This window comes from Acidovorax sp. FHTAMBA, from assembly GCF_038958875.1.
Taxonomy (GTDB): Bacteria; Pseudomonadota; Gammaproteobacteria; order Burkholderiales; family Burkholderiaceae_C; genus Acidovorax.
Map to the genome: position 1 here is coordinate 2849024 of NZ_CP152407.1, position 13889 is coordinate 2862912.

General features: G+C 66.6%; 14 protein-coding genes. 6 read left to right on the plus strand and 8 right to left on the minus strand.

Translation table 11 applies throughout. The annotated features are described in order from the left end of the window. Positions 1 to 31: 31 nt before the first annotated feature. The 7 genes from AAFF19_RS13420 to AAFF19_RS13450 form a co-directional block, all read right to left on the minus strand. The gene (locus tag AAFF19_RS13420; RefSeq protein WP_182120053.1) at positions 32 to 2131 is read right to left on the minus strand and encodes a TonB-dependent receptor; all 2100 of its coding nucleotides are present in this window, start codon (positions 2129 to 2131) and stop codon (positions 32 to 34) included. Positions 2132 to 2476: 345 nt separating this feature from the next. Then, positions 2477 to 2962, minus strand: coding sequence for a hypothetical protein (locus tag AAFF19_RS13425; RefSeq protein ID WP_342720337.1), 486 nt, complete (start codon positions 2960 to 2962; stop codon positions 2477 to 2479). 79 nt (positions 2963 to 3041) lie between these two features. Further along, positions 3042 to 3689, minus strand: a complete 648-nt coding sequence (locus AAFF19_RS13430) for a DUF3299 domain-containing protein (RefSeq protein ID WP_182120055.1) — start codon at positions 3687 to 3689, stop codon at positions 3042 to 3044. Between the two features lie 43 nt (positions 3690 to 3732). Continuing rightward, entirely contained in the window at positions 3733 to 3984 is a 252-nt protein-coding gene (locus AAFF19_RS13435; RefSeq protein WP_182120056.1) for a hypothetical protein, read from the minus strand. Positions 3985 to 4121: 137 nt separating this feature from the next. Further along, positions 4122 to 5360, minus strand: a complete 1239-nt coding sequence (locus tag AAFF19_RS13440) for an FtsX-like permease family protein (RefSeq protein ID WP_182120057.1) — start codon at positions 5358 to 5360, stop codon at positions 4122 to 4124. Further along, on the minus strand, positions 5357 to 6040 hold the full coding sequence (locus AAFF19_RS13445) for an ATP-binding cassette domain-containing protein (protein WP_342720339.1): 684 nt from the start codon (positions 6038 to 6040) through the stop codon (positions 5357 to 5359). Before AAFF19_RS13445 ends, AAFF19_RS13440 begins: the two co-directional genes overlap by 4 nt. Continuing rightward, the gene (locus tag AAFF19_RS13450) at positions 6037 to 6462 is read right to left on the minus strand and encodes a transcriptional repressor (protein ID WP_342721852.1); all 426 of its coding nucleotides are present in this window, start codon (positions 6460 to 6462) and stop codon (positions 6037 to 6039) included. Before AAFF19_RS13450 ends, AAFF19_RS13445 begins: the two co-directional genes overlap by 4 nt. A gap of 161 nt (positions 6463 to 6623) precedes the next feature. Between AAFF19_RS13450 and AAFF19_RS13455 the strand changes: the two genes are divergently transcribed. Continuing rightward, on the plus strand, positions 6624 to 6878 hold the full coding sequence (locus tag AAFF19_RS13455) for a hypothetical protein (protein ID WP_342720340.1): 255 nt from the start codon (positions 6624 to 6626) through the stop codon (positions 6876 to 6878). Between the two features lie 32 nt (positions 6879 to 6910). Here AAFF19_RS13455 and msrA read toward each other — a convergent pair whose 3' ends face one another. Beyond that, entirely contained in the window at positions 6911 to 7447 is a 537-nt protein-coding gene (gene msrA / locus AAFF19_RS13460; protein WP_342720341.1) for a peptide-methionine (S)-S-oxide reductase MsrA, read from the minus strand. A gap of 96 nt (positions 7448 to 7543) precedes the next feature. Between msrA and AAFF19_RS13465 the strand changes: the two genes are divergently transcribed. The 5 genes from AAFF19_RS13465 to AAFF19_RS13485 are packed head-to-tail and all read left to right on the plus strand — an operon-like array spanning position 7544 to position 13801. Then, positions 7544 to 8263, plus strand: a complete 720-nt coding sequence (locus AAFF19_RS13465) for a TetR/AcrR family transcriptional regulator (protein WP_342720342.1) — start codon at positions 7544 to 7546, stop codon at positions 8261 to 8263. A gap of 2 nt (positions 8264 to 8265) precedes the next feature. Next, the gene (locus AAFF19_RS13470) at positions 8266 to 9459 is read left to right on the plus strand and encodes an efflux RND transporter periplasmic adaptor subunit (protein WP_342720343.1); all 1194 of its coding nucleotides are present in this window, start codon (positions 8266 to 8268) and stop codon (positions 9457 to 9459) included. Positions 9460 to 9483: 24 nt separating this feature from the next. After that, positions 9484 to 12666, plus strand: a complete 3183-nt coding sequence (locus AAFF19_RS13475) for an efflux RND transporter permease subunit (protein ID WP_342720344.1) — start codon at positions 9484 to 9486, stop codon at positions 12664 to 12666. A gap of 39 nt (positions 12667 to 12705) precedes the next feature. Next, positions 12706 to 13419: a protein-L-isoaspartate O-methyltransferase gene (locus tag AAFF19_RS13480; RefSeq protein ID WP_342720345.1), complete on the plus strand. Its 714-nt coding sequence runs from the start codon at positions 12706 to 12708 to the stop codon at positions 13417 to 13419. Positions 13420 to 13447: 28 nt separating this feature from the next. Beyond that, entirely contained in the window at positions 13448 to 13801 is a 354-nt protein-coding gene (locus AAFF19_RS13485) for a rhodanese-like domain-containing protein (RefSeq protein ID WP_008906874.1), read from the plus strand. Positions 13802 to 13889: the final 88 nt, after the last annotated feature.

The window sequence follows — 13889 nt, forward strand, 5'->3', positions numbered from 1 at the left end:
TGGCTCGCTCACATCACGACGGAATCACCCGTCAGAACGCCACTTTCACCCCCAGGGTCACATTGCGCCCCATCAACGGCGCTGCGTTCTTGATGAACGAGGTGTGCGCGTACGCCAGGCGGTCGGTCAGGTTGTTGGCCTTCAGGTACACCTGCCAGGGGGTGCCGCTGCTGAACTGGCCGTTGTAGCTCACACCCAGGTTCAGCATGCCGTAGCCAGGGGTGGCGCTTTCAAACTCGGCCACGCGGTTCTGGCGGGCCACTTGCACCCATTCGACCTGGCCTTCCCAGGCCCGCCAGTTGGCGTCCAGCCGCACACCGGCGCGGGTTGCCGGGATGCGCGGCAGCAATCCACCGCCGTCCAGCTTGGCGCGCACGGTGTCGCCGAACAGCGTGATGCCCAGGTTGCGGTTCAGACGCTGGCGCACCTGGCCTTCGATGCCGGTGAAGGTGGCGTCGGCCTGGCTGTATTGCAGCAGTTGCAGGCCATCGACTTCATCGAGAGTGCGGCCGTAGATGTAGTTGTTGATGCGGTTGCGGAACACGCTGACGCCAAAGGTGGTGTCGCCGCTGGTTTTCTTCAGGCTCACGTCGATGTTCTGCGAGATCTCGGACTTCAGGTTGGCGTTGCCGCGTTCATACGTGCTGGTGGCCATGTGCAGGCCCTTGGCATACAGCTCTTCGGCCGACGGGGCGCGGCTGGCGCGGGTGAACGATGTGCCGACCTGGTAGCCGGGCGTAAACTTCCACACCGCGCCCAGCGATGCGGAGGTGCCGTTGTGGCTGCGCTCGATGCCGCTGGTCTGGGCCTCGGCAGTCTGGCGGTCGTGGCGCAGGGCGGCTTCGAAGCGCCAGTCACGCCAAAGGTACTCCTCCAGCACGAAGAGGCCCGTCTTGCGGGTCACGGTGGGCTGCACATAGGCCTCCTCGCCCTCGGCGCTGAACTTGCGCTGCGAGGTCTGCAGGCCAATCACGCCTTTGAAACCAGCGATGGGCTCGTGCTGCAGCTCGATCCGGGTGTCGTAGGCCTTGTTCTTGAAGGTGGTGCTGATGGCGCCGTCTTCGACTTCGTCGTGCACATAGTCCGTAATGCCCGCGCGCAGGCGCAGAGCCGAAAAGCCGGCAAAGGGGTTGCGCAGCTCGCCCCGGATGTCCAGGCGTTCGCTGCGCAAGTCCACCACGGGCACGTCGCCGTGTTCGTCTTCATGGCCGTGGTCGTGGCCGTCGTCTTCGCCGTGGCTGCCGCAGTGCAGGTGGTTGCCGTGGGTGTGGCAGCCTTCAAAGCCGTGGTTGTGGCCGGGCAGGCCGTATCTGGCGGTCTGGCGGGTGTAGGCGGCGCCCAGGTAGCCGCTGCTTCCCACCCACGAGATGCCCACGCTGCCGGTGTCGGTGCGGTTGAAGCTGCCGGGCACCTTGCGGTCCACATGGCCGTCGTGCAGCCAGCCGGGGCCCACGCGGTAGTCGGCGGCGTCGCGCGCCACGCCTTCCACGTGCACAGCCAGGTTGCCGGTGCCGCCGGTGAGCGAGAAGGCACCTGCTTTTTCACGCGCGCCGGAGTTGGCGCGCAGCTCGGCGCTGCCCTCGTAGCCCTTTTGCGGGACGGCAGTGGGGATCTTGCCGTCAAGCACGTTGACCACGCCGCCCACGGCGCCGTTGCCGTAGACCAGGGCCGAGGGGCCGCGCAGCACTTCGATCTGGGTGGCGAGCAGGGGCTCGGCCACCACGGCGTGGTCCGGGCTGATGGTGGAGGCGTCGTGCAGTTCGGCGCCGTCGCTCAGCACCTTGACGCGCGGGCCGTCCATGCCGCGGATGATGGGGCGGCTGGCGCCTGCGCCAAAGTGGCTGCTGGTGATGCCAGGCTCGCTGTTCAGCGTCTCGCCCAGCGTGGCCTCGCGGCGGCGCACGAGTTCATCGCCTTCGAGCACAGTGACGGGCGTGGTCATGTCGTTGACGCCCAGTTGCAGGCCGCTGGCAGAAACGGTGACCGGGGGCAGGCTGGCGGCGGACGAGAGCGTTGCCTGCGCGTGCGCCGGGCCGGTGCCCGATAGCGCGAGGATGGCGGCCAGAGCCACCGGTTGCAGGGCTGGAAGGTGACGGGCGCTACGGGTGGTATTGCTACTTTGGTGTGTCATGGCTGAATGAGAAATGCGTGGGTGTGCCGTGCGGCATGCGGTGGGCTGCGCAAGGCGGCCAACACAAATCACCCACAAAAATATGAATAAAAAGTGGCTCCAGCGCTTATCCATCAAGCGCTGGCAGCTATGAAATCAGGAGTTTTTGCGTGACGGCCCAGCGCAGCAGCGTGCGCAACGGGTTGAGCCCGTTACGGGTGAAGCGGCGGTAAAGAGGCTGACCGTGCGTAGGTCACGCCGCGCGGGTTCGGTGAAGTGAACGAAACGATGCCAATTCATCCGGCCGCGACGCAGCGCAATGGCTGCAGACGGCGGCGGCAGCTGCACCGCTACCGGCTCTACCCGTCACCCCGGCCCGGGTGGGCCGCGGGCCTGAAAAAACGCAACAGGCCCGGCCGCAGCGGTGGCGCCCGGTTGCCCCGGCGGCGCCTGCGCTGGCACTGCCGCGGTCAAAGCCACCGGGGCACTGTGCAATGCGTCGCCCAGAGCCAGCTGGTCCAGCAACAGGCAGTCCACCGGCGCGTGGTGCGCCAGCAAGGTGTCGATCAGCCCGTGCGCGTGGGCGGGGGCCGAGCCCTGCCCGGCTATGGCGCCAGCCGCCAGGCCGGGTGCTGCAAAGGACAGTGCACCCGGGGTCGACAGCGCATGCGCCTGTAGCGCCGGGGCGTGCATGACCTGGTGCAGGCGCCCCAGCGTGGGCACCACCACCAGCGCCAGCAGCAGCCACGCCAGTGCGGCCTGTGCCCATAGCCTGCTGCCTGTGCTGGCCCTGCCCCGCGCACGCAGCCCTGCCCTGCAGGCTGTGGCGTGCAAGGGGGCAAGCCATGCCATGGGGCTGGGTCGGTGGTCGCGGTTGCGGATCATGGGGCGGGTGGCATCTGCCAATCAGCGGGTCAGGTAGCAGCCCGGTTCACTTCACCGGCACAGCATCCACCATGCGGTAGTACAGACCGTATTGGTCATTGGCAAGCAGGGTGAACCTGCCCTCCACCACCACGGGCTCGAGCGAGTAGCGCACGGGCGTCCTGGCCTTGACCTCAACCATGCTCTCGGGCCCGCCGGGGATGCAAAAGGAGCAGGTCAGCGGCACCGAGGTCAGCAGAAAGTGCGTCTGCGTGGCCTTGGCGTCCAGCGGCATCATGAAGCCCTGGATGCGCTGGATGGTTTTGTCCATGCCTTTTTGTGTGTCGTTGAACACGGGCAGGACGCGATCCTTGGTGGTTTTCTTGGTGAGGTCTGCCAGCACCGACCAGGGCACCACGTCGCTGCGCTGCGGCAGAGGCGCAATGGGGCTGTCGGGGCTGTGGTAGCCCGCGCCCGATCCGGCACCGGGTGCACCCGGCGTCACCACCCTGCCCGCGCCTTGGGGCAGCGGCGACGAGAGTACCGCAGGCGCTCCCGTCGCACCCTCCTTGGTGCGCTCGGCAGCGCCCGGTAGCGGCTGGGCAGAACTGCCCTGCTGCGCGTGGGCGCCGCCTGCAAGCGCCAGCGCGGCGGCCCAGCAAGCCAGGCAGTGCGCTCGGCCGGCAACGGATTGGGGGATCACGGTATGGGACATGGTGGGCAACCTCTGCACACAATCAAAAGCGTGGGACCGGCGATCAGTGCGCGTGGCGCATGCCGCAGTACTTGCCGATGCCCAAACCCTTGCACGCGGCCTGGAGCTCCTTCTGGCACACATCGTGGCCCTTGCCGGATTCAAGGCACTTGGCTGCGGCCTCGTGTGCAGCAGCCATGGCGCGGTGGCGCTCTGCGTCGGCCTTGGTTTCCTTGTCGCTGTGGGCCTGGGCGTGTGCCAGGGAGCCAACGAGCAGCATGGGGGCCAGGGCCAGTGCAGTGAGGAGCTTTTTCATGGTGTGTCCTTTCAGGTGGTGGTGAGAAAAAGGGTGATAAAACTGGCGCGGCCAAAGTCAGCGCCGCCAGGGAACTGGCTTTGCCAGGCCCCGGGCGTCCCCCACCGGGGAAGACGCGAAGCGGCACAGGGGCGCTTTCATGCTTCGCTGAGCAAATCTGCCACTTCGGTGCGGTAAGCCTGCATGGCAGGCAACAACGACGCCAGCGCCGCCACACCCGCCGCCAGCAGGGGCACACCGGCCTCGGCGGGCAGCCAGATCCAGCCGGTGACGGGCAGCAGCCCCTGCGCCTGCAGTGCCCAACCCAGGCCATGGGCCAGGCCGTGGCCCAGCAGCAGGCCCAGAACAGACGCCATCGCGGCCAGCCACAGGGCCTCCCACAGCACCAGCCCGGCCACGCGGCCCGGGGGCGCGCCCAGCATGCGCAGCATGGCCAGGTCGGCGCGGCGCTCGCGCACGGCATTCCACAGGGCAATGAACACGCTGAGCGCCGCCACCGCCAGCAGCACGCCGCCAAAGGCGCGCAGCACATCGGCCCCCACGCCCAGCAGGCGCAGCAGGCGCGTGACCTCGATGGCGGGCGCTGCCGCCTGCATTGATGTGTCGCTGTTGATCTGGCGCGGCAGCGTGATGGCGGCCATGGGCGTGCGGTAGCGCACCAGGGCCACGGTCACTTCGCGCTCTTCTTTCAATATCTCCAGGTCTTCGGCGTCGTTGGCCGTGGCCGTCTCGTGCACCATCCAGACGGATTCGGTGCTGGTCAGGATCAGCCGGTCGAGCACGCAGCCGCAGGGCGCCAGCACGCCGCTCACACGGTAGGGGTGGTTGCCATGCGCATGCCCTCCCCCACCCAGGCCGTGGCTGCCGATGAAGGTGGCGCCCACCAGCGGCGCGCCCGCATGGCTGGTTTTGACAATCCCGCGCGCCACGCTGGCGCCCAACACCGCGTCCATGGGTTGCTGCCACAGTGCGCCCTCAGCAAACCTTGCGTCGTAGTGCGCCACGTAGTCGGGCGTGGTGCCCACGATGCGAAACCCCTGGTAGCTGTCACCCAGGCTGAGCGGGATGACCTGCGCCACCAGCGGATTTTTATGCAGTGCCTGCACCTCTTGCAGCGGGATGTTGCCCGTGGGCACGTCGATGTGGAACACGCCCGCCAGGATCAGCTGCAGCGGGCTGCCCTTGGCGCCCACTACCAGGTCGATGCCGCTCAGATCACGCTCGAACGCCTTGTCAAGCTGCGTGGCCACCAGCAACACTAGCGTGATGGCGGCCAGGCCCAGCGTGAGCACCAGCAGGTTCAGCACAGCCGCCAAGGGCCGGGACCACAGGTAGCTCCACGACAGGCGGGCGAGTTTGAATACTCCTGAATTCATAGCTGCTCGCGCTTATCCATCAGGCGCTGGACGCCAATTTCATTCAAATCCAGCGTTTGCACGCCCGCCAGGGCCTGCACCACGCGCTGGTCGTGCGTGGCGATCACCAGGCTGGCATCGCAGGCGGCGGCGCTTTGTTGCAGCAGCGCCAGGGCGCCAGCGGCGGACTCGTCGTCCAGACTGGCCGTGGGCTCGTCGGCCAACAGCACCTGAGGCGCCAGCAACACGGCCCGCGCCAGCGCCACGCGCTGCGCCTGCCCGCCCGAGAGCTGATGCGGCTTGCGGGCGGCCAGCTCGGCCACACCCACCTGCGCCAGCGCGCGCATGATGGCTGCATCGTCGCGCTGCAGCCCGGCCGCAAAGTAGACCAGCGCCAGGTTGTCGGCCACCGTGAGCGCGCTGCTCAGATACAGCTTTTGCGGCAAAAAGCCGATGCTGCGCGCGCGCCAGGCGTCGATCTCGGCCCCGCGTTGCGTGCCCAGCTGGGTGCCCGCCACAAACAGGTCGCCCCCGCTGGCGCCGCGCAAGCCCGCCATCAGCGCCAGCCAGGTGGATTTGCCGGTGCCCGAGCGCCCCCGCAGCAGCAGCGTGCCGCCCTGGCGCAGGTCCACATCCGGAAAGCGCAGCGGCGCGGCGCCACCCGTGGCATAGGTGTAGGAAAGCCCCCGGGTGCGGATCATGCGGCAGCGCCCTCTGCCGGGTGCGCGCAGTCGGCACAGCGCCCGTGCACTGCAATGTCCACCGCCAGGCTCTCGTGTCCTGCGGTGGCCAGCGCCTGCAGCACCTGCTTGAGGGCGGTCTGCACCTTGGCCGAACCCTGTGACAGGCGGAACTGGCGGTGGCAGTCGTCGCATTCAAAACGTGGGGCGGCGCCCTCTTCCCCTTGTGGCGCCAGCGCATACCGCGTCACGCGGGCGGCATCCACCTGCTTGTGCAGCAGCCCGGCGCCGGCAAAACGGTCGAGCATGCGGTAGACGGTGACTTTGTTGACCGGGGCGCCCGCCTCGACCAGCGCCGCTTCGACTTCCGCTTCGGAGAGTGCAGCGTCGGGGCGCGTTTCGTACAGCGCCGCCAGCGCCCGCGTGGCGCGCGTGGCGCGCATGCCGGGAGGGGGCGACCAGGGCTGAGGGAGGGAGGATGAAGGGACTGGAGCGGGCATGAGGCACTGCGGCAGGCTGAAAACGCCTTTAACGCAATTGGGTTGCATTATGCGCGCTCTGTCAACGCCTTTTACTATGGTGGCTCCGCATAAAGGGCCACTCAATGGGTTACGAATACACGCTGAAGGTACAGAAAGAATTCAGAGCCGCCGTTGCAGAGCAAGCCAGTACAGGCATATCTCATATTTACGAGCGTTTGCCCGCAGGTGCTTCGAAGCATGTCAACCTCTCGCCCGTCCCGGAAGGGTTGCTGCTTTGCGACTATTTGTCGCATGAAAGCGATGCAGCGATGGCCCTTCAACGGGCGGTTCAATGGCTGCTTCTGCACGCCCCGGAGGTCACTATTGCAGAAGCTTGACATGGTGTGACAAAGCAGGACCCCACGATGAACTAGGCCTTCAGGTACTTAGCAAACGTCTTCCTGAACTTTTCCACCTTCGGCCCCACCACAAACGCGCAGTACCCGGCATTCGGGTTGTTCGCAAAATAATCCTGGTGGTACGCCTCGGCCGTGCTGTAGTTGGCGAGTGGCTTGACCTCGGTGGTGATGGGCGCACCGAACAGCTTGTCCTGCGACATCTGGCGGATCATGTCGTTCGCGATCTCGCCGTGCCCGGGGTTGTCGTAGTAGATGCCGCTGCGGTACTGCGTGCCCACGTCGTTGCCCTGGCGGTTGAGGGTGGTCGGGTCGTGAGTGTGGAAGAAGATTTCCAGGATTTCTTCCAGGCTGATCTCATCGGCATCAAACGTCAGGCGTACCACCTCGGCATGGCCGGTGTCGCCCCGGCAGATCTGCTCGTAAGTGGGGTTCAGCGTGTGCCCGTTGGTGTAGCCGCTTTCCACATCGGTGATGCCGCGCACGCGGTCAAAAACGGCTTCGGTGCACCAGAAGCAGCCGCCGCCCAGGGTGATGGTTTGCAATGTCATGGTGGTCCTTGGGGTTCAAACGGGGTCATTATGAATTGACGCCCCATCCGGCGCTTGCTACATTACTAACCGGTCAGTCATTAACAAAGCGATCCCTTGTCTCCCACCTCCCCACCCTCCACCGCCCCCCCAGGCACCAAACGCGAGCGCCGCAAGGAAGCCCGCCCTGGCGAGCTGCTGGAGGCTGCGCTGGACCTTTTTGTCGAAAAGGGTTTCGCCGCAACGCGGGTGGATGAGGTGGCGGCGCGCGCAGGGGTGTCCAAGGGCACGCTGTTTCTGTATTTCCCCAGCAAGGAAGAGTTGTTCAAGGCAGTGGTGCGCCACAACATCGCGGGGCGCTTTGACGAGTGGCGGGAAGAGCTTGAAGCTTTCGAGGGCACCACCAGCGAGCTGCTGCGCTACTGCTACCAGGTGTGGTGGGAGCGCATTGGCTGCACCAAGGCATCGGGCATCACCAAGCTGATGTTCAGCGAAGCCCAGAATTTTCCGGAGATCACCGAGTTCTACCAGCAGGAGGTGATCCTGCCGGGGCAGATGCTGATACGGCGCATCATCGAGCGCGGCATCGAGCGCGGCGAGTTCCGCCCCGTGCCGCTCGACTACATCGTGCATGTGGTGCTGGCGCCCATGATTTTCCTCATGATGTGGAAGCACTCCCTTGGGGCGTGCATTCCCGATTCACTGGGCCTGCGGCCCGAGCTGTACATCACCGCGCAGATCGACAACGTGCTGCACGGGTTGCTGGTGCGCTCCGCAGAGCCGCCTCCCTTGCCCTCCCCTCTCTCTTCCTCTGCGCCGCCCTCCCGCGGCTCCTGATCATGAAACGCTGGATTCCCTGGCTGGTGGCGGCCGTTGTTGTTGTGTTGCTGGGCGGCGGCGTCTGGCGCGCCATGGCCGCGCGGCAGGTGCAGCAAAAGGCGCTGGCCGACGCCACCGCGCAGCGGGCCCAGGCGCCGCTGCAGCTGGCAGCGGAAGAGGTGTTGCAGGTGCGGCGCCAGAATCTGGCGGTAGGGGTTCCGGTGTCTGGGGCCTTGCGTGCGGTGGATTCGGCCATGGTGAAGGCGCGCGCTGGTGGCGAACTGCAAGGCCTCACCCTGCGCGAGGGCGACAGCGTCAAAGCCGGCCAGGAAGTGGCCCGCATCGACCCCACCGAAGCCCGCGCGCGCCTGCGCCAGGCACAACAGCAGGCCGAGGCTGCCAAATCCCAGGTGGACATCAACCAGCGCCAGTACGCCAACAACCGTGCACTGGTGGACCAGGGCTTCATCTCCGCCACGGCACTCGTCAACTCGCAGGCCAGCCTGGAGGCGGCCCAGTCCAGCTACCAGGCCGCCGTGGCGGCGGCTGACGTGGCCCGCAAGGCGCTGGAAGACACCGTGCTCAGAAGCCCCATCAGTGGGATGGTGGCGCAGCGCCTGGCCCAGCCGGGCGAGCGTGTGGCGGTGGACACCCGCATCATCGAGGTGGTGGACCTGTCGCGGCTGGAGCTCGAAGCGCTGCTCAACCCCGCCGACTCCGTGGCGGTGCGCGTGGGCCAGAAGGCGCAACTCACCATCGAGGGCGTTGGCGCTCCGGTGCCGGCCACCGTGGTGCGCATCAATCCCAGCGCACAGGCTGGCAGCCGCACGGTGCCCGTGTACCTGCGGGTGGAGCAGCCCGCCAGCGCAACGCCGCTGCGGCAAGGCCTGTTCGTGCAGGGCACGCTCGATACCGGGCGGGCCGATGTGCTGGCCGTGCCGCTGGACGCCGTGCGCACCGACAAGCCCGCCCCCTATCTGCAAGTCCTCAAAGACGGCCGCGTGGCCTATGCCGAGGTCAAGACCGGCAACCGTGCGGTGGTGGACGGCCAGACCCTGGTGGCGGTAGAGGGCATACCCGAGGGCACGGCGGTGATCGCGGGCCGCATCGGCCAGCTGCGTGAGGGCACGGCGGTCGCAGTGGCGGCATCCACGGCCGCACCCGCTGCTGCGCCCGCACCTGCTCTGGCAGCAGCATCCCGCGCCGCGCCCTGATTGCCCTGACGACCCCGACCCGCCATGTGGTTCACCAAAGTCAGCCTCCAAAACCCCGTGTTCGCCACGATGGTGATGCTTGCCATCGTCGTGCTGGGCTTGTTCTCGTACCAGCGCCTCAAGGTCGACCAGTTCCCCAACATCGACTTCCCGGTGGTGGTGGTCACCGTGGACTACCCCGGTGCGTCGCCGGAAATCGTCGAGAGCGAAGTCACCAAGAAGATCGAGGAAGGCGTCAACTCGATCGCAGGCATCAACGCCCTGACCTCGCGCAGCTACGAAGGCACGGCGGTGGTCATCATCGAGTTTCAGCTCCACATCGACGGCCGCATGGCCGCCGAGGATGTGCGCGAGAAGGTGGCCACTGTGCGCCCCATGCTGCGCACCGAGGTCAAGGAGCCGCGCGTGCTGCGCTTTGACCCGGTCAGCCGGCCCGTCTGGTCCCTGGCCGTGCTGCCGGACGAGAACTCCGGCCGCAGCGCGGTGGAGCTGACCACCTGGTCCGAGCAGGTGCTGAAAAAGCGTCTGGAAAACGTGCGCGGTGTGGGCGCGGTGAACCTGGTGGGCGCCACCAAGCGCGAGATCAACATCTACCTCAACCCGCAGGCGCTCGAAGCGTTTGGCGTGACCCCCGACCAGGTGGCGCAGGCCGTGCGCAACGAGAACCAGGACCTGCCCGTGGGCTCCATCCGGTCCCTCGCGCAGGAGCGCGTGGTGCAGATCGACGCCCGCATGGAGCGGCCCGAGGACTTCGGCAAGATCATCGTCGCCCGCAAGAATGGCGCGCCGGTCCGCCTGGACCAGGTCGCGCGCGTCAACGACGGCGCGCAGGAAGTGGAGAGCTTGGCCCTGTACAACGGCCAGCGCACGCTGCTGCTGTCGGTGCAGAAGTCGCAGGGCGAAAACACCATCGAGGTGGTGGACGGCCTGAACGCTGCGGTCGTCGAGCTGAAGAACCAGCTGCCCCCCGGCGTGCGGCTGGAGACCATTGGCGACAGCTCCCGCCCCATCCGCGTGGCGGTGAACAACGTACGCCAGACGCTGATCGAGGGGGCCATCCTCACGGTGCTGATCGTCTTTTTGTTCCTGAACTCCTGGCGCTCCACCGTGATCACGGGGCTGACGCTGCCGATTGCGCTGATCGGCACGTTCCTGTTCATGAACATGTTCGGCTTCACCATCAACATGATCACGCTGATGGCGCTGAGCCTGTGTGTGGGGCTGCTGATCGACGATGCCATCGTGGTGCGCGAGAACATCGTGCGCCATGTGCAGATGGGCAAAGGCGCCTACGCCGCCGCCATGGACGGCACGCAGGAGATTGGCCTGGCGGTGCTGGCCACCACGCTGTCCATCGTGGCGGTGTTCATGCCCATCGGCTTCATGGGCGGCATCATCGGCAAGTTTTTCCACGAGTTTGGCATCACCATCGTCGCGGCGGTGATGATCTCGATGTTTGTGAGCTTCACGCTCGACCCCATGCTGTCGAGCATCTGGCACGACCCGAGCATCCACGCCCACGGCCAGAAGACCGTGCCCGTCACCTTCTACGACAAGACCATTGGCCGCGTCACGGGCTGGTTCGACCGCGCCACGGATGCGCTGGCCGAGGGCTACCAGCACATCCTGCGCTGGTCTCTGGTGCACAAGCTGAGCACCATGGCCATTGCGCTGGCCATTTTTGTGCTGAGCATCTTCATGGTGCCGCTGCTGGGGACGGAGTTTGTGCCCAAGGCGGACTTTTCGGAAACCTCGCTCAACTTCTACACGCCCGTGGGCTCGTCGCTCGAAGCCACCGAGGCCAAGGCCAAACAGGTCGAAGGCATCCTGCGCGAGATGCCCGAGGTGCGCTACACGCTCGCCACCATCAACACCGGCAGCGCCCAGGGCAAGATCTACGCCAATATCTACGTGCGCCTGGTGGACCGCAAGGACCGCAGCCGCAGCGTGGACCAGATGTCCGACGTGCTGCGCGAACGCCTCAAGACCGTGCCCGGCATCACCGTCACCCACGTGGGGCTGCTGGATGCAGTGGGCGGCCAGAAGCAGGTGGAGTTTTCGCTGCAGGGCCCCGACCTGCAGGAGCTCGAGCGCCTTACAAAGATCGTCACCGAGAAGATCCGCGACATCCCCGGCCTGGTGGACTTGGACACCAGCGCCAAGCCTGACAAGCCCGTGATCGCGCTGGAAATCAAACGCGATGCGGCCTTCGATCTGGGGCTGTCGGTGGCGCCCATGGCCGCATCGCTGCGCACCCTGGTGGCGGGCACCACCGTGGGCAACTGGCGTGCGCCCGACGACCAGACCTACGACGTGAATGTGCGTCTGGCGCCCGAGGCGCGCACCCAGCCGGCCGACCTGGAGCGCCTGCCCTTTGCGCTGACCGCTGCCGACGGCAGCACACGCATCGTGCGCCTGAACCAGGTCGCCAGCGTGACCGAGTCCACCGGTGCCAACCAGATCAACCGGCGCGACCTGACGCGCGAAGTGGCGGTGAACGCCAATGTCGCGCAGCGCTCTGCGGGCGAGGTATCGGCAGACATCAAGACGGCGCTGGATACCGTGGCTTTCCCGCCCGGCTACCGCTACCAATTTGGCGGCTCCACCAAGAACATGGCCGAATCGTTTGGCTATGCCATTTCGGCGCTGGTCATGGCCATCATCTTCATCTACATGATCCTGGCCAGCCAGTTCAAGAGCTTCTTGCAGCCGCTGGCGCTCATGACATCGCTTCCGCTCACGCTGATTGGCGTGGTGCTGGCGCTTCTGATGTTCCGCTCCACGCTGTCCATGTTCTCGATCATCGGCGTGGTGATGCTGATGGGCCTGGTCACCAAGAACGCCATCTTGCTGGTGGACTTTGCCATCCGCGCCCGCGAAGAGCACCCGGATGACCAGGGCCGCCTCGTGCCTGGCCTGCCCCGTGCCGACGCCCTGCTGCTGGCCGCCCGGGTGCGGCTGCGCCCCATTCTCATGACCACGCTGGCCATGATTTTCGGCATGGTGCCGCTGGCATTCGCGTTGTCGGAAGGGTCCGAGCAGCGCGCGCCCATGGGCCAGGCGGTGATCGGCGGGGTGATCACCTCGTCGCTGCTGACCCTGGTGGTGGTGCCGGTGGTGTACTGCTACATGGACGACCTGGCCCAGTGGGCGCTACGCAAGATGGGACGCGCCCCGGCAGCGCCTAAAATCGAAGGTTTGTCCTGATCGCCCCGATCGGCCCTGCACCTGCCCCACGGAGAAACCATGAACCTGCCCCTGAACTCGCTTGCCAACATCAACGATCCGGTTGCCCAGGCGCGCTACAACATGATCGAGCAGCAGATCCGTCCCTGGAACGTTCTGGACGCGGATGTGCTGGACCTGCTGGCGGTGGTGCGCCGCGAGGATTTTGTCCCTCCGGCCTACCGCAGCATGGCGTTCATGGACATTGAAATCCCCCTGCTCGGCAACGACGCCGAAGAGGCCGTGCGGCTGGGCCTGAGCATGCTGCAGCCGCGCGTCGAAGCGCGCATCCTGCAAGACCTGCAGATCCAGCCGACAGACCGTGTCCTGGAGATTGGCGCAGGTTCGGGCTACATGGCAGCCCTGCTGGCCGCCCGCGCCGAGCGTGTGGTGTCGCTCGAAATCCACCCCGACCTGGCCGAAATGGCCCGCGAGAACCTGCGCGACGCGGGCGTGCACAACGCCGATGTGCGCCTGAACGACGGCGCCCGTGATGCCATTCCCGACGGCCCGTTCGATGTGATCGTGCTGAGCGGCTCGGTGGCCGAAGTGCCGACCGCCCTGCTTGCGCTGCTGCGCGACGGTGGCCGCCTGGGTGCCATCGTGGGCGGCGAGCCCGTGATGCGCTTCACCCTGACCCGCCGCACCGGCGACCGCTTTGAGACCACTTCCCCGTGGGACACCATCGCGCCGCGGCTGATGAACTTCCCCGAGCCTTCCGGCTTCACATTCTGAGTCTGGTTCCGCCCCTTCGGAGTTTTGCATGATCGATCACGTCCGCCCCGCACAGTTGTTGGCCTGGTTTGCCGCCGCATCCGACGGCAGCCAGCCCCTGGTGCTGGACGTGCGCGAACCCTGGGAGCTGCAGACCGCCAGCGTGCGCCCCGACGGCTTTGAGCTGGTGGCCATCCCAATGGGCGAGCTCACTGCGCGGCTGGCCGAGCTGGAGCCCGCCCGCCAGGCCCAGCGCCCCATCGCCTGCCTGTGCCACCACGGCGCCCGCAGCCTGCGGGTGGCCGGGTTCCTGCAGCACCACGGGTTTGAGACAGTGGCCAATATCTCGGGCGGCATCGATGCCTGGTCGCAGGAAAGCGACCCCGCTGTGCCGCGCTATTGAAGCGCAGCCATTCGCCGCCCCTGACCACGCCGCTCACCTCGCGCTCACCACCCGTTTGGCCCCCATTCGATCCGCAGACTCTTCCGAA